The sequence below is a fragment of the Pseudofrankia coriaricola genome (assembly GCF_032027725.1).
GTDB lineage: Bacteria > Actinomycetota > Actinomycetes > Frankiales > Frankiaceae > Pseudofrankia.
The window spans coordinates 1-15,720 of sequence record NZ_JASNFO010000128.1 but is presented as its reverse complement, the minus strand read 5'-3'; the positions used below and the strand labels follow the sequence as shown (position 1 = coordinate 15,720).

Annotated in this window: 12 protein-coding genes; 11 read left to right on the top strand and 1 reads right to left on the bottom strand. The window is 70.0% G+C overall.

All coding sequences use genetic code 11. The features are described from left to right. The 8 genes from QOZ89_RS43290 to QOZ89_RS43255 all read left to right on the top strand — a co-directional run bounded on the left by QOZ89_RS43290 (window position 1) and on the right by QOZ89_RS43255 (window position 10,929). Window positions 1-3,177 carry a beta-ketoacyl synthase N-terminal-like domain-containing protein gene (locus QOZ89_RS43290; RefSeq protein ID WP_312630009.1) on the top strand — a complete coding sequence of 1,059 codons (3,177 nt, stop codon included), beginning with the start codon at window positions 1-3 and terminating at the stop codon, window positions 3,175-3,177. A 218-nt stretch (window positions 3,178-3,395) separates the two neighbouring features. After that, window positions 3,396-4,958 carry a polyketide synthase dehydratase domain-containing protein gene (locus tag QOZ89_RS43285; RefSeq protein WP_312630007.1) on the top strand — a complete coding sequence of 521 codons (1,563 nt, stop codon included), beginning with the start codon at window positions 3,396-3,398 and terminating at the stop codon, window positions 4,956-4,958. A gap of 2 nt (window positions 4,959-4,960) precedes the next feature. Further along, window positions 4,961-5,269 (top strand): acyl carrier protein, encoded by a 309-nt coding sequence (locus QOZ89_RS43280; protein WP_071048897.1) that lies wholly within the window; start codon window positions 4,961-4,963, stop codon window positions 5,267-5,269. Window positions 5,270-5,274: 5 nt separating this feature from the next. After that, window positions 5,275-6,090, top strand: coding sequence for an alpha/beta fold hydrolase (locus QOZ89_RS43275; RefSeq protein WP_071048896.1), 816 nt, complete (start codon window positions 5,275-5,277; stop codon window positions 6,088-6,090). Next, entirely contained in the window at window positions 6,087-7,289 is a 1,203-nt protein-coding gene (locus QOZ89_RS43270) for a glycosyltransferase (RefSeq protein ID WP_312630004.1), read from the top strand. Before QOZ89_RS43275 ends, QOZ89_RS43270 begins: the two co-directional genes overlap by 4 nt. Further along, complete coding sequence (locus QOZ89_RS43265) at window positions 7,286-9,118, top strand: ABC transporter ATP-binding protein (protein ID WP_083418636.1); 1,833 nt, start codon at window positions 7,286-7,288, stop codon at window positions 9,116-9,118. Before QOZ89_RS43270 ends, QOZ89_RS43265 begins: the two co-directional genes overlap by 4 nt. A 143-nt stretch (window positions 9,119-9,261) precedes the next feature. Then, window positions 9,262-9,735: a PAS domain-containing protein gene (locus QOZ89_RS43260; RefSeq protein WP_312630002.1), complete on the top strand. Its 474-nt coding sequence runs from the start codon at window positions 9,262-9,264 to the stop codon at window positions 9,733-9,735. Between the two features lie 93 nt (window positions 9,736-9,828). Next, entirely contained in the window at window positions 9,829-10,929 is a 1,101-nt protein-coding gene (locus QOZ89_RS43255; protein ID WP_312630000.1) for a diguanylate cyclase domain-containing protein, read from the top strand. A gap of 212 nt (window positions 10,930-11,141) precedes the next feature. On the opposite strand, the gene QOZ89_RS43250 is transcribed toward QOZ89_RS43255, so the two are convergent. After that, window positions 11,142-11,510, bottom strand: a complete 369-nt coding sequence (locus QOZ89_RS43250; RefSeq protein WP_312629998.1) for a hypothetical protein — start codon at window positions 11,508-11,510, stop codon at window positions 11,142-11,144. Between the two features lie 50 nt (window positions 11,511-11,560). On the opposite strand from QOZ89_RS43250, the gene QOZ89_RS43245 reads away from it, so the two are divergent. The 3 genes from QOZ89_RS43245 to QOZ89_RS43235 all read left to right on the top strand — a co-directional run. Then, window positions 11,561-11,956 carry a hypothetical protein gene (locus QOZ89_RS43245; RefSeq protein ID WP_312629996.1) on the top strand — a complete coding sequence of 132 codons (396 nt, stop codon included), beginning with the start codon at window positions 11,561-11,563 and terminating at the stop codon, window positions 11,954-11,956. Between the two features lie 1,022 nt (window positions 11,957-12,978). Continuing rightward, complete coding sequence (locus QOZ89_RS43240; protein ID WP_312629994.1) at window positions 12,979-14,013, top strand: IS630 family transposase; 1,035 nt, start codon at window positions 12,979-12,981, stop codon at window positions 14,011-14,013. Window positions 14,014-14,989: 976 nt separating this feature from the next. Then, window positions 14,990-15,720 (top strand): transposase family protein (locus QOZ89_RS43235; protein ID WP_312629992.1); only part of this gene is annotated, 731 nt, incomplete at its 3' end.

Sequence of the window (15,720 nt, the reverse complement as noted above, 5' to 3'; positions counted from 1 at the left end):
ATGCCAGCCCAACCGATGCCACTCGCGGCCTCGTCCGGCGCCGCCACGGCCGGGCCAGCGTCCGCCTGGCGCCATCCGGCAGTCGCGATCGTCGGCATGGCCGTGCTGCTGCCCGGCGCGCCCGACCTGGACACCTACTGGCACAACCTGGTCGGCGGCGTAGACGCGATCACGGAGGCGCCCCCCGGGCGCTGGGACCCGGCGTTCTACGACCCAGCCGGCGCCTCCGGACCGGCCCGCGCGGACCGGATCTACTGCCGACGAGGCGGCTTCGTCGACGATCTGGCCTATGTCGACCCGGTCCAGTTCGGCATCCCGCCGCGCGACGTCGCCAGCATCGAACCCGACCAGCTTCTGGCGTTGCGTGTCGCGTCGGCGGCCGTCGAGGACGCCGGCGGCGCCGTCCGGCTGGGAGATCTCGGGAAGGTCGGCGTCATCCTCGGCCGGGGCGGCTACCTGGGCGCCGGCATGGTCCGTCTCGACCAGCGGCTCCGCACCGCTCACCAACTCGTCGAGACGCTCGGGGCGCTGCTTCCCGCGCTCGGCCCCGACGACCTCGACCTGATCCGCAGCGCTTTCACGAAAGAGCTTGGCCCGGAGGCTCCGGACGCTGCGATGGGCATCGTCCCGAACCTGGCGGCCGCGCGGGTCGCGGGCCGGCTCGGCTTCGGCGGGCCGGCCTTCACCCTCGACGCGGCCTGTGCCTCGTCACTGGTCGCTATCGACAGCGCGGTCGCCGAGCTGGCATCAGGCCGTTGCGACGCGGTGCTGGCTGGCGGGGTGCATCACTGCCATGACATCACCCTCTGGAGCGTGTTCGCCCAGCTGCGCGCGCTGTCGAGGTCGCAGCGGATCCGGCCGTTCGACCGGCGCGCGGACGGCCTGCTGATCGGCGAGGGCACCGGCGTCGTCGTCCTACGGCGGCTGGAGGACGCTCGTCGCGACGGCGACCGGGTATACGCGGTAATCCGGGGAACCGGGGTTTCCAGCGACGGCCGCGGCGGAGGCCTGGTACTCCCGGATCCTGCCGGCCAGGCCGCGGCTGTCGAACGTGCCTGGCGCGCCGCCGGCCTCGACCCGCGCGAACCGGGCTCCATCGGCATGATCGAGGCCCACGGCACCGGGACACCAGCGGGCGACGAGGCAGAGCTGACGACGCTGGCCCGCGTCTTCGGGCCTGCCTCGCAAAGTCCCGAGGTCGCGGCGCTGGGCTCGGTCAAGGCGATGATCGGGCACGCCATGGCCGCGGCCGGTGTCGCGGGCCTGGTGAAGGCGGCCCTGGCGCTGCACAACCGGGTGCTGCTGCCGGCCCTGCACTGCGATGAGCCCCATCCGGCGGTGGCCACCACCCGCTTCCGGCCGCTCCCAGCCCCAGTGCCGTGGGAGGCTCGCGGCCCGCGCCGCGCGGGCGTCAACGCGTTCGGGTTCGGCGGCACCAACGCCCACGTGGTCCTTGAGGAGGCACCGCCCAGCGCGCCGCCGCGCGCCGCGTCGATGGTCGCGCCCATGCTGCCAGTCGCCGCGCCAGCAGCCGCCGGCATGTCGAAATCTTCCGGTTCAGCCGATGCCAGGGTCGCCACCGTGTCCGAACCGGAGCTAGTTCTGCGCCTGGCCGCGTCGACGCCGGACGAGCTGGGCGTGCTGCTCGAGGTCGACGACGCCGCGCTGCGCACCGCGGCGCTCGCCCCTTGCGAGCACCCCGCTGTGGGCGCGCGGCTCGGCCTGGTCAACCCCACCGGGCGCCGGCTCGCGACCGCCCGGCACGCTGTCGGCGGGATCCGAGCGGGCACCTGGGATGCCTGGCGCGGCCGCGGCGAGGTCTGGGTCAGCGCTCAACCGCTGCTCGGCGGTCCGACGGCCGGCCGTACCGCCTTCGTGTTCCCAGGTCTGGAAGCCGAGTTCGCCCCTCAGCTCGACGACGTCGCCCGACACTTCGGGCTGCCGCTGCCCGCCGACCTTTCTGACGCCGACCTCGGCCGTCACGCCACCGGCGTCCTGCTCGTCAGCCGCGTCCTGGACCGCGTCCTACGCCAGATGCGGATCACTCCAGACGCGCTCGCCGGGCACAGCATCGGCGAATGGAGCGCGATGTTCGCCGCCGGCATGTTCGACGACGACGCCGTCGACGCCGACATCTTCGCCGCCGACCCCTACGAGGGCGCCGTCCCCGACGTCGACTACGCGTCGCTGGCCTGCGCAGCCGACCAGGCCAGGACGTTCCTGGCGGACTACCCCGAACTCGTCCTGTCCCACGACAACGCGCCGTCGAGCACAGTCGTCTGCGGGCCACCCACGGCCGTCGCCGAGCTGGCCACCCGGCTACGCCGCGCGAACATCGTTGTGCAGGTCATGCCGTTCCGTTCCGGCTTTCACACCCCCATGCTGCGGCCCCACCTCTCAGCCCTACGAGCCCGCACCGACCGCCTTCAGCTGCGTCGAGCCGCCCAGACCCAACTCTGGTCGGCCACCACCGCCGCGCCCTACCCGGCCGACCTTGCCGCCGTCCGCGACCTGTTCGTCCGCCACCTCGTCGAACCCGTGCTCTTCCGGCAGACGATCACCGCGATGTACACCGCCGGCGTCCGCGTCTTCATCCAGGTCGGCCCAGGCAGACTCGGTGGCCTCATCGAGGCAACCCTCGACGGCACCCCTCACCTCACCATTCCCGCGAACTCCGCCCACCGCGACGGAATCGGCCAGCTGCGCCGGCTCGCGGTCGCGCTCTGGGTTGAGAATGGCGACCCAGACCTCGCCGCGCTGGACAGGGCGGCTCCCACGCCAGCCCGCTCCCGTCCAAGCGGCCGGAATGGACTCAGCGCGGGCCAGCCCGCGGACGTGCCCACGACGAGCGGCGCCGGGCCCGGACGGCTGGTGCGGCTCGATCTCGGCGCGGCCACGGTGCGCGTCGCCGCGGACCTGCTTGATCGTGTCGGGGGGGGGGGGGGGGGCGCCGCCCCCCCAAAAACCCCCCCCCCCCCCCCGGGGGCCGCCCCCCCCCCCCCGGTTTCGCGGGGGGGGGGGCCCCCCCCCCCCCCCCGACACGATCAAGCCCCCTGCGCGAGACCGCTGAGCTGCTCGCACGACCGGCGGACGACGCCGAGCGCCTGCTGGGACGGCACCCGCTCACGTCGTGGGCGCAGCGCAGCCCCGTCGCCGAGGAACTGCTGGCGCTGCTGACCGAGACTGCCGACACCGCCGCGATCGTGTTGGCCAGCAGGTCCGGGCCAGGCCTCAGCACCGCCGCCGACGGCGGGCTGTCGGCCCGTCACGACATCGGCGGGCCTGACAACGGCGGCTCAGCCGGGAACGACGGCCGCTCGGACCCGGTCGGTGACCTGCGTCAGGAGCACCCTGGTCCAGGCTGGACAGCCACACTGAGGGCGTCGACGGAAACGATGCCGTACCTGCTTGATCATGCGCTCACGCCGCAGCCACCCGGCTGGCCGGAGCTCGCCGACCGACGTCCGGTGGTCGCCGCGACGACCACCGTCGCGCTCATGGCGCGGTACGCGCAGCGGGCCTCCGGCCGCGTGGCGGTCGGAGTCTATGACGTGCGTCTGGAGAACTGGCTGCCGGCGCAGCCGGCGACCGATGTCACGGTCCAGGTCCGTCCCGAGGCACCCGACCGCCTCCGGGTGACGTTCGTCGGCTTCGCGAGTGGGCTCGTCCGAGTCGCCGACGACTATTCCACGAGCCGTCCGCCACGGTGGCCGGTGGATCTCGACACCGAGCAGCCCTCGGCCATGTCCGCCCGTGAGTTCTACCGTGACCGGTGGATGTTCCACGGCCCCGCCTTCCAGGGCGTGACGTCGTTCCTCGGGCATGGGCCGTCCCACGTCCGCGGGGTGCTCCGGACGTCTGGAGCTCCGGGAGCGCTCCTGGACGCCGCGGGTCAGCTCCTCGGGTACTGGATCCGATCATGCGCCGACGATCGGTTCGTGATGTTCCCGGTCCGGATCGGGATGGTCGAGCTCTTCGGTCCAGAGCCAGCGCCCGGGACGGCGGTCGTCTGCCACGTGTGGGTCGAGCGGTATGACGAGACGCGGGTCGAGGCCCATATGCAACTGGTCGACGGCCAACAGGTCTGGGCGCACGTGCACGGCTGGGTGGACCGGCGGTTCGACCTGCCGGCGGAGCTGGACGAGGCGTTCCGGTGGCCGGAGCGCCGTCCCTTCAGCCAGCTCATGGCTGGCGGCTGGGCCGTGGCCACCGAGCGCTGGTCGGACCTGGCGGTACGCGAGATGGTCCTCAGCCGCTATGTCAGTGGCGCCGAGCGCGCCGAGTACGACTTGATGCGGCCGGCGCGCCGGCGCGAATGGCTGCTTCGGCGGATCGCCGTGAAGGACGCGGTCCGCACCCAGCTGTGGGGAACGGGGAGTCCGGAGATCTTCCCCGCCCAGCTCCACGTCATCGACCCCTTCACCCGTCAGACAGGACCGGGACCCACGGGCCGGGTCGAGGTCTCCGGCATCCGGGGCCTTCACCTGCCGGGTTTCTCCATCGCGCTCGCGAGCTGCTCCGACATCGCCGTGGCGAACGCGCACCCGCTGGCCGGACTACAGGCCGAGCGGCCGTCCGAGGTCGGCCTCGCTGTCGAGCCCGCCGGTCCTGCCGGTGAGGAGCCTCCAACGTCGCTCGATCTGGACCATCCGTGGTGGCTGCGCCGGCTGACAGCCGCGACGACGGCCGTGGCACGGGCAGCCGGTGTTCACCCGTCACTGCCCCAGGTCACCGCCGCGTCGCGGATGGGCGACCAGCCTGGCGTCGTCACGGTGTCACTGACCGTTCCCAGCCACGAAGGCAGGCCCACGACTCGCGCCTACACGGTGACCTGCGTCGAGGCGGCTGTCGGCGTCCTCGGCCCGGAGTCCGGCAGCGCAGGCCGCCGGCTGGTCGCCTGGACGACCGTCGCGACATCGGCACCCGACACGACCCGCGAAGCCTTGATGGGAGCCTAGTTATGACAGTACCCGGCACCCGAGCCAGCTCCGTGCTCGCCGAAACCAACGCCATGATCAACGAACTTGTCGACAAGTACGGGTCGCCGCCGGTCCAGGTAACCATGGACACGCTGTTCCACGACGACCTGGAGCTGGAAAGCATCGATCTGGTGACCCTCGGCGTCATGCTCGCCGCCCGTTATGGCGAACAGGTCAGCATGGCCGAGTTCCTCGCCGACAAGGACCTCGTCGACGTGATCGGGCTGCGGGTCGGTGAGCTGGTCGACTATGTCGTCTCCCAGCTCGACCTGGCGGCCGGCGTTGGCTGACGGTCATGCCGACTATCCACGTCAATGACATCGACATCCACTACCTGCACATGCGGGGCAAGGTGTCCGGCGGTCCTGCGCCAACGCTCGTCTGCATCCACGGCCTCGGAACCGACAGCCTGGCCAGCTTCTACCTGACGCTCGCCGCCCCGCTGGCCGCGGCCGGCGTCGACCTGCTGTTCTACGACCTGCGTGGGCACGGCAACAGCACCCGGCCGGCCCACGGCTACCGGGTCGAGAATTTCGTCACCGACCTCGACGGAATTCTGACGGCCCTCCAGGTCAACCTGCCGGTCCACCTGGTCGGCAACAGCTTCGGCGGCACCGTCGCGTTCGCGTTCGCCGCGGCGCACCCGGCCAAGACGGCCAGCCTGGTCGCGATCGAGTCGGAGCCGCCGACCGACCTCTGGGCACAACGGGTGGGCGAGTTGCTGCGCAGCACGAAGGAGCAGCTGTCGAACGAGGAGACCTTCCAACAGATCGCGGTGATGTTCGGCGACCACCATGCCCGGCTGTCGCGGCAGGCATACCGGAGGCTGGAGGAGACCACGATGGCGGAAGAGATCCCGGCCGGACGCGTCCTGGACCTTGTGGAGCTGAGCCAGATCACAATCCCGGTCCTGAGCATCGTCGGCAGCGACGGGTTCCAGGCGGAGGACCCCTACCAGCTGGAGGGGATACTGCCGAACTGCCGGACCGTCGTGATCCAGGACCAGGACCACTCGGTCCTCGTCGAGGCCCATCGGCAGGTGCGCGACCTGCTCCTGGGCTGGATCTTCCGGCGGCCGGCGACGACGAACGTCCCCGGAGACCCGAGATGAGTACGTTCCTTCTGGTCACGCCGCCGTTGGTCGGCCACATCACCCCGCTTGTCGCGGTGGCCGACCGGCTGGCAGAACTCGGGCACCGGGTCTGCTGGGCCGGCGAGCCGGCGCTGGTCAGAAAGCTGGCCGGCGAGGACGCGTGGGTGCACCCCTGCGACGCTGGACTCGCCGACGTCGCCGAGCGCGGTGCCGGACTGCGCGGCTACGCCGCCGTCCGCTTCCTCTGGGAGGATTTCCTGCTCCCGCTGGCGGATGCCACCCACGCGGCGGTCACCGACGCGGCCGAGCGGACCGGCGCGGACCTCGTGGTCGCCGACATGCAGGCCCTGGCAGGGCCGGTCGCGGCGGCGCGGCTGGGTATCCCGTGGGTCACCTCCGCGACGACCTCAGGGTCGTTGCGGGATCCGTTCACAACGACGCCACGGATTCGGCAGTGGCTGGACGGGCAGTTCTCGGACCTGATCGGGCGAGTGTCCGCGGGCTCGGTCCGCACGCTGACCCCCGCGACGCTGGAACGCTCGCCGCACCTGGTCGTCGCCTTCACCACGGAGGCGCTCGCCGGCCCGGCCGACCCGGGCGGCCCGCCGATCCTGTGGGCCGGACCGGCGCTGCGCCGGCGCGACGCCCCCCGCGGCACCGTGAACGGAGTCGAGGCATTCCCGTGGGCGTGGCGGGACCCGTCGCGACCATTGGTCGTCGTCAGCCTCGGGACGGTGGACAGCGCGGTTGGTAGCGAGTTCCTGCGGGCCAGCGCCGAGGCGCTGCGTGGGCTCGGCGCGTGCGTGCAGGGCATCGTGGCCGATCCGTTGGGGGCGATCACGCGGCCGGCCGACAGCGTCCTCACCCGGCCGTACCTGCCCATGCTGCGGCTGCTGCCGCACGCCGCGGCCGTCGTCTGTCACGCGGGGCACAACACCGTCTGCGAGGCACTCGCACATGATCTGCCTCTGGTCGTGGCGCCAATCCGTGACGACCAGCCGGTCGTCGCCCAGCAGATCGTCGACGCCGGAGCAGGCATACGGCTCCATTTCCGCCGGGCGACGCCCGATCTTCTCGCGGCCGCGGTCACCGAGGCGCTGGCCGATCCCTGCTATGCCCGGGCCGCGCGCCGTGTCGGTGCCTCGTTCCGGGTCGCTGGGGGGGCGCCCGCGGCCGCGGACGCGCTGGTGGGCCTGGCCGCGCGCGGGCACGCGTGAGCGGCGCGCGCCACGCCCGGCCGGCGCCGCCGCGGCCGGACAAGCCGGCGGCGTTCATCCTGCGGCACACACGCGGCTTCCGGCTGCGGCTCGCGGCCGGCGGCGTGCTCGTCCTCACCGGTGCCGCGCTGTCCCTGACACAACCGTTGATCGCGCGGCACATTCTCGATCGCCTCGTTCGCCATGAGTCGACCGGCGGGCTGCTCCTGATCCTCGCCGGCGCCGTCGCGCTCGGCACCGTCGTCGCGGCCTGCGGCTATTTCGTCCTCGAATCGGTCGGCGAGTCCCTCGTACGCACGGTGCGCGGTCAGCTTTCAGCACGCATCCTGACACTGCGCACGTCCGTCATCGACGAGGCCAAGCCGGGGGACCTCGTATCCCGGCTCGTCGCGGACACTACGTTGCTGCGCCAGGTGGCGACGCAGTCCGTCGTCTCGTCGACCATCGCGGCGATCGCACTGCTCGGCTCGTTGGTCCTGATGGGGCTGATCGACATCCTGCTGCTGACGGTGACGCTGGCCGCGGTCACGACGATGACCGTCTCGGTCCGGTGGGCTGCCGCCCGGATCGGGTTGGCCACCGGCGAGGTGCAGGAATCGGTCGGATTTCTGGCCGCCCTACTCGACCGCGACCTCGCCGCCTTCCGGACCCTGAAGGCGGCCGGCGCAGAGGAGCATGAGATCGGCTTGCTGACCGGAGCCGCCGAAACCGCCTGGCGTCGGGGGCTTCGGGTGGCAGGCTGGCAGGCGGCGAGCGGCGCCACGGCGAGCCTGCTGATGCAGACGTCCTTCCTCACGGTGCTCGGCGTGGGCGGCGCGCGGGTGGCCTCGGGACGGCTGCCCATCGCGGATCTCATCGCGTTCTTGCTCTACATGTTCTTCCTGACGCAGCCGGTCACCACCCTCGCCGGCGCCTGGGGCCAGCTCAGCGCCGGCGCGGCCGCCGCGGGCCGCATCCAGGCCGTGCTGGACCTGGCGGTCGAGCCGCTCGCCCCGGTCCGCGCGGATGCCCCTACTGACGGCGGGTTGGCGGAGGGACTACTCACCCTCCGGGGGCCTGCGGACCGGGCGGGCGGCGCGGCCGTGGCGTTCAGCCAGGTGGTTTTCGGCTACCGGGACGGCCTCCCTCTCGTCCACGACCACGTGACGTTCGCGGTCCCGCCGGGCGGTCTGACCGCCGTCGTCGGGCCGTCCGGCGCGGGCAAGACGAGCCTGTTCGCGCTGCTCGAACGGTTCTACGAGGTGCGTTCGGGACAGGTGCTCGTCGACGGCCGGGACGTGCGGGCCTGGCCGCTGGCCGAGCTTCGCCGCTCGATCGGTTACGTCGAGCAGGAGGCGGCGGTCCTCGCCGGCACCCTGCGGGAGAACCTGACCCTCGGCCTCGGCTGGGTCGACGACGAGCGGCTGTGGGAGGCGGTCACCCTCGCGCGACTCGGCGATGTGGTGGCGGCGTTGCCGGGCGGGGTCGACGGCTGGATCGGGCACCGTGGTGGCACTCTGTCCGGCGGCCAGCGGCAGCGGATCGCGATCGGCCGGGCGCTGCTGCGCCGGCCGCGCCTGCTGCTGCTGGACGAGGTGACCTCGGCGCTGGACGCGGTCAACGAAGCGGCCCTGCGCGACACGCTCGACGCCGCGTCAGCCTCCGCCACGGTGATCGTCATCGCGCATCGTCTCTCGACCGTCGTCAACGCGCGGCAGATAGTCGTCCTGGAGTCCGGGCAGGTGCGCGCGGTCGGGACACATGACGAGCTCCTGGACAGCGATCAGGTGTACCGAGAGCTGGCGACAACCCAGTTCCTCGCGCCCGCCGGTTCCGAAAGCCTCCAATGACGAACCCTGCACACCAACGCGACCACTGATTACACAGTGCGATCGGTTTGTCGCACAAGTCATGGGTATGGTCACAGCAGAGCATGAGATCAACGGACGGAGCGGGCGCCGGGCCGTCACCTCAGCAGCAGGAGGGGGTATCGGTGACCCCACGTGACGGGCCTCTTCAGGCCACGGGGCCTTTCGGCGTCGCGCGAACCGGTCTCATCGTGACGGGCGTCACCGACGCGATAGTGCGCCGCGTCGACGCCGCGGCGTGCAAGATCCTCGGCCGCGACGAGGAGTCCATCGTCGGTAGGAACTGGCGGGAGCTGGTGGACCCGACGCAGATCGAGGACCTGGTCAAGGCCGCCCGCGAGGAGTTCGCGGACAGCGTGGACAGTCTCTGCCACGTCGTCCGCTTCGTTCGGCCAGATGGCACCGTCGCCCACGCCCTTGCCTCTGGTCCGGTCGCGTTGGTCGAGGGCATCCCCGGCTGTGCGGCCGCGCCACTGCTCACGAGCACCCTGCCCTCGTGGTCGAGCAGGAAGATCGAGACCGAAGTGTGGTTGACGACCAGCTGCAGCTGCAGGCCCGTCGTGACCAGCTCAGTGATGTCCAACAGCTGGATCACGTAACCGGCTACGGAGGCGCTGCGGCAGGCGAAATCGTCCACCGTCTTCGAGGCGTTCGCCGACCAGCCGGCGATTTTGACCCTGGTCCGCCGCGCGATGAGCGGGCAACACGCGCACGACGTGGTGTGCGGACGCAACCGTTGGTACGACGTCGACCTCGTCCCGATGCCAGGTGCCGGCCGGCCCGCCGCCGCATGGGGGCCCGCCGTCGCCGGGGTCGTAAACGACGTGACCGAGCGGGAGGAGGCCATCCGGGCCCTGCGGGTCCGCACCGCGCGCCAGGCCGCGCTGGCAGATCTTGCCCAGCACGCATTGGAGAGCACGGACGAGAGCTCCCTGTGCGAGCGCGCCGCGCGGATACTCGAAGACCAGCTTCCCACGGACGAGGTAGTCCTCCTCCGCCGCGCACCCGAATGCCCAAACGGGTCCTCGTTGCAGCCAGATTGGGACGGGCCGCACCATCCCACCGAAACGGCTGAGCCTTCCGCCTGGGCCGCGCCGACGGTCGCGCGAGTTCCGGTGGGCCGCGCGGACGCTCCGGTCGCGACGCTGGTCATCCGTGACCGTAGTGGCTTCAACGCTGACGGACTCGCGTTCATCCGCTCGGTGGCCGCTGTCGTCGGAGCGGCCGTGATGCGGATCCGTTCCGAGAACGACGCCCGCTACCGGGCTTGGCACGACCCGCTGACCGGCCTGGTCAACCGCGCCGCGCTGCTCGAGCGACTGAGCAGCTCCCTGCGCCGGGCATGTGCGGACCGACGTCTGGTCGGCGTCCTCTTCCTTGACCTGGACGGCTTCAAGGCCGTGAACGACACCCTCGGCCATCAGGCGGGCGACGACCTGCTGCGAACTATCGCCGACCGGCTACTTCAGGTAGTGAGGCCCCAGGATGTCGTCGGCCGGCTCGCTGGCGACGAGTTCGCTGTGCTGTGCGACGACCTAGGCCTGGACGATCTATGCGCCGTCGGCCACCGCGTGCTCGGCGCGTTGGCCGAGCCGGTCACGCTGCGCCGGAAGGTACGGGTCGGCGGCAGCGTGGGGATCGCCCTGTCCAGCCCCGACCTCGCCGACCCCGAGGAACTACTTAACGCCGCGGGCATGGCCATGTACCAGGCCAAAAAGAGCGGTCCGGGCCGTTGCGTGGCTTACGACGAGCGAATCCGGGCGACGCTGGCCAACGCGGGTGAGTCCTGTTGACGCCGCCGAGCGCGGGAGAAGTGCGCTCCGCTACCATCCGCGGTCGGCTCCTCGGACGCCAACCCGCGTGGCGAGGTCATCAAGGTCAACTGCGGCCGGCCCTTCGAGGCACGCTCCGGCGCAGCGGTGACCGCGGCGACGCCCTCGGGGCGCCGCCGCGGTCAAAGACGTCAGGACGGCACGGCCAGGGCAGCCCGGTCACATCAGCGCGGTCAGGCCAGGACCCGCACCGATGCCTTGAAGAACTGACTGCCCTTGCCTGCGTCGAAGGGAAGGCTGACCGCGGCGAGCTCCCCCTTCGCGGGGGTGAGCGACGACGCCTTCGCCGCAGGGCTGTACTGCTGGTTCCGGTTCCCGGGGCCGAGCTGGAGCTGGACCGTCAGCCGCCCCGCTGCGTCGGACTTCTGACTGGTGGTCGTCGATCCGTCCGGGCCCGAGATGGCGACCTTGTACTCGTGGTTGGGCTCGAACAGCGGCGCCGTCGCGACCGTCGCGGAACCGCTGCCGATCACGTCGAACTGGTTGCCACCCTGGACGGTCAGCGCGCTGAACTCGTCGCGGCCGAGCTCGATTCCTGGCACACCAACGAACACAACCTCGCCGAAAACTCGTCGACAGCTTCGAGCCCGGCATGCTCGTCATCGCCGACCGCGGGTTCTACAGCTTCCGCCTCTGGGCCGACGCCGCAGCCACCGGCGCGGACCTGCTGTTCCGGATGTCCGCCGGACCAGAACTCCCCGTCGTCGAACCCCTTCCCGACGGCTCCTACCTGTCGTTCCTACTCGACCCCAGGGTCCGCGGCCGACGCAGCAACCAGAAACACCGCGGCTCCGCCGTCCTCGAGGAACCCTCCGGCCCCACCGTCCGGGTCATCGAATACGAGGTCACCAACCGCGACGGCAGCGGCGACCTGTTCTGCCTCATCACCACCATCCTCGACCCCACCGACGCGGCCGCCGCCGAACTCGCCGACGCCTACAACCAGCGCTGGGGTGCGACACGAAGTCGCACGGGACTGTCAAGTTAGCGGCTCTGGCGCACATTCGGTGGTAACGGTGCGTTAGCGCCGGTCGTGGAGGTCAAAGCGGTCGAAATCGGCCACCTCACAGACGTTCGCGAGGTCCGGCAGGCGCCGCCGCGCTGCGCTGGAAAGCCTCAACCAGGACAAAGTAGACGCAAGCGGCGTCTCACCACGCGATCACTGAACGTCACCACCGAATATGCGCCCGAGCCGTTGTTCTTACAGGCCCAGTCGCACGAGAATGAGTGAACTATCCGCGAAGGAGGGTCGGCCGATGCCGAGAGGATAGTTCCGGGCCAGTGCTCACGGCCCGTCTCCACTCCGACGTGCGTTGCCGGTAACGGCGAGGTGCGAAGCTCGGAGGAAAACCCAAGGACCTCCGCTCCGTCCGGGGGTTACAGGCAAGGGGAAGACCGGACGGGTGAACGCAAGTGAATCCCTGACGATGCTTCGTGATCGTTGGCCCCGTTGGCGGGTAGTGGCAGCGGGGTGCAGGACTGGCCGTTGAGAAGCGGCAGGCGCCGGCTGAAGACCCAACGTCAGCCGGGAGAGCACCGCCGTCCCGGAGTTTAGGGGGCACCCACCCCGGTCGTGTCTCACTCGTGTGGAACGTGGAAACCGTGCGCCACGAGGCGCCATGGCACCAAGTGGAGGTGGAAGACCTCGCCGCTGGGCTGTCGCAGCAGCCTAGCGAAGCTGGGCGCAGCTTGATCCGGGAGACGCCGGGGAGGGCGGGAGCAGCGCCGACAAAGCCGGGACGATCTGGAACTGTCAGACGGGTCGGGTCCGGCGAGCGTGACCGGACGGTGCACGAGAGGAATCAGTGATTGAAACCCCGTAAGCGTTCCACCGGGTCAAACCTGGCAGATATGGCCCGGGTTTGCAGCGCGTGGCCGGGCCGACAGGTGCCGGCCAACTCCGTAGCCGGTTGGTTTTGCCGGGGAGGAGGCCACGTTGAAGGTCTGCGGCGTACTAAGGTGAACGAAAGTATCTGGACATGGTCGATCCTGTCATGATTAAATCATTGCATGCGGGAGACCGACGGCCGGAAGCTTGACCACGGCGCGCTGGAAACAATCAGGATTCGCGTGGCGCGCCAGATCGTCGACGAGGACGCGAACGCCGACGAACTGGCGATGACGCTGGGCTTCAGTCGGGCGGCGGTGTTCTCTTGGGCGCAGCAGTACCGTGACGGCGGAATCGAGGCGCTGCGGGCGAAGCCGATTCCAGGCAGGCCGAAGAAACTGACCGAGCAGCAGGCTGACAGGATCTACACCATCCTCTGCACCAGGAACCCCGACCAGATGGAGTTCGACTTCCAGCTGTGGACCCGCTGGATGGTCCGCGACCTCATCCAGCGGCTCTTCCAGATCAGCATCACCGAGCAGGCGGTCGGCAGGATGCTGCGGCGCTGGGGAATGTCCCCACAACGGCCCACAAAGCAGGCGACCCAGCGCGACGACGAGAAAGTAATGCGCTGGAAGACCGAGCAGTTCCCGAAGATCCGCGCAGAGGCGAGGCAGGTCGGAGCCACCGTCTACTTCGGCGACGAGGCCTCGGTACGCACCGACCACCACGGCGGGACGACCTGGGCGCCTGTTGGTGAAACCCCGGTCGTCCACGGCACGGGCGACCGGAAATCGGTCCTCATGCTCTCCGCGGTCAGCGCCCAGGGAAAGCTGCACTTCATGCTCCAGCAGGGCGGCTCCGTGGACTCCAAGGTCTTCATCGAGTTCTGCCGGAAACTGCTCCATGACGACGGCGGAAAGGTCTTTCTCGTCGTCGACGGCGTCAAGTACCACGACTCGAAGGTCGTCCGCGAGTTCGTCGCCGCAGCAGAAGGGAAGCTCCGCATCTTCTACGTCCCGCCTTACGCCCCCGACACCAACCCGGACGAATGGGTCTGGAACAACGTCAAGACCGCCCAGATCGGCCGCAAAATGATCACATCGGTCTCCGACCTCTACTCCAAAGCTCTCGCCGCGCTCCGCAGGCTCCAGGAGAACCCGGCCCTCCTCGTCGGCTTCTTCGGCGACCCGCACCTCGTCTACATCCACTGGTAACGAGTCCAGATACTTACATTCTCCTTAGTAGGCGTGGCGAGGCTGCCGGGGTAGAGCTGGGCACCAAGCCGGTCGATTGGTTCATGGTGAACGTGGGAACCATCGGGCATCACTCCACGGGCCGGTAATCCATGCCGGTGCCGGGGATAGGCGCGTCGTCAGCCGAAGGTGTCGGGTGGGGCGGAGTCGTCGTAGTAGTCCGAGCGCGGGAAAGCCGCGTACACGGCCAAGGACGGCAGCAGGCTATGGCAGATCGGAGAAAGGCAATGCCAGGAGCTCGCCGGTGAACATCGGTGATCTGGTGTCGTCGCCGGAGATGGCGGCGGCACGGGTACTGGGAATGCAATCGAAGCTGCACCGTTGGGCCGACGAGGATAGGAGTCGTCGGTTTGACGATTTGTACAATCTGGTGGCTGACCCGGCGTTTCTGGTGGTAGCGTGGCGCCGGGTTCGGGGTAACACCGGGTCACGCACGGCGGGTGTCGATGGACGAACCGCGTATGACATCGAGTCCGAGCGTGGCGTGGAGGCGTTCTTGAGCGAGGTTCGGGATCAGCTCAGGTCTCAGACGTTTCACCCGCCGCCGGTTCGTGAACGGCTCATCCCGAAGGCGGGTGGGAAACTCCCCCGCCCAAGCCTCCTGGGAAGAACAGGATCAGACTGCTAAACTCCCTCCGTTATGCTGGCGGGTCGCGCCCACCGGCACGCGTCCGGTCTTCTGCTTCCACATAGAGGAGAAGCCATGGCCAGAAGTGATCAGTTACGCCGTCGCGGACCGACGAGGTGCGCGACGCGGCACGGCTCGGGCCGGCCACAAAGCTCGGGCCGGCCACTGAGCCATTCCCAGCAACGACCTGTGACGTTCGGTGACTGTTACGGGGTGTGAGTATCCCTGGGGCTGTGACAACGAGGGCGCGGGGCTCCGATAGGAAGGTTGCTCCGACCAAAGATCAACCCCAGGGAACCCCGCGCCTCGATGAGTTTCACATACACCGCCGAGTTGCCCCTCGGCGATCACACCGTCTTCCGCCTGGCGGGTCTTCTCGTCGCGGAGCGTCAACGCCGTGGCACCCGCGACGGCACCCGCACGCTGTCCGCGCTGGAACAGGCCGTCATGGTCCTGCGCTGGTTCTGTGACGGCCTCAGGGCCAGACAGCTCTTCGGGGATCATGGAGTGTCCCGGTCGGTGGGCTACCGCTACCTGCACGAGGGCATCGCCGTGCTCGCCTGGCAGGCCCCTGACCTGCGCGAAGCGCTGATGCGGGCCAGGATCGCCGGCTACGACCACCTCGTCCTCGACGGCACGGTCATCGAGACCGACCGGCTGCGCATGCCCGGCCCGACCGAAGGCGTGGACCTGTGGTGGTCCGGCAAGGCCTCCAACCACGGCGGCAACATCCAGGTCCTCTCGGCCCCCGACGACGGCTGGCCGCTGTGGGTCTCGGACGTGCGGCCCGGCCGCGAGCACGACTCGACCGCCCTGAAAGCCTCCGGCGCACTGGCGATCCTCGAGGAATGGACCGCCGACCTGCACGAGGTGCTGTTCGACCTCGGCTACGAAGGGATAGGAAGCCCGGCCGGGCCGCTCGCGATCGCGTACAAGAAGCCCAAGGGCGCCACCCTCACCGACGAACAGAAGGCACACAACCGGATCCACAACGCGCTACGCGCCGTCGGCGAACGCGCGAACGCCCTGCTCAAGGTCAC

What these genes read in the sequence shown, in the direction of transcription:
- QOZ89_RS43280 (WP_071048897.1), top strand. Translation starts at nt 4,961, where the DNA reads ATGACAGTACCCGGCACCCGAGCCAGCTCCGTGCTCGCCGAAACCAAC.
- QOZ89_RS43245 (WP_312629996.1), top strand. Translation starts at nt 11,561, where the DNA reads ATGCTCGTCATCGCCGACCGCGGGTTCTACAGCTTCCGCCTCTGGGCC.
- QOZ89_RS43255 (WP_312630000.1), top strand. Translation starts at nt 9,829, where the DNA reads ATGAGCGGGCAACACGCGCACGACGTGGTGTGCGGACGCAACCGTTGG.
- QOZ89_RS43275 (WP_071048896.1), top strand. Translation starts at nt 5,275, where the DNA reads ATGCCGACTATCCACGTCAATGACATCGACATCCACTACCTGCACATG.
- QOZ89_RS43290 (WP_312630009.1), top strand. Translation starts at nt 1, where the DNA reads ATGCCAGCCCAACCGATGCCACTCGCGGCCTCGTCCGGCGCCGCCACG.
- QOZ89_RS43240 (WP_312629994.1), top strand. Translation starts at nt 12,979, where the DNA reads ATGCGGGAGACCGACGGCCGGAAGCTTGACCACGGCGCGCTGGAAACA.
- QOZ89_RS43270 (WP_312630004.1), top strand. Translation starts at nt 6,087, where the DNA reads ATGAGTACGTTCCTTCTGGTCACGCCGCCGTTGGTCGGCCACATCACC.
- QOZ89_RS43285 (WP_312630007.1), top strand. Translation starts at nt 3,396, where the DNA reads ATGCCGTACCTGCTTGATCATGCGCTCACGCCGCAGCCACCCGGCTGG.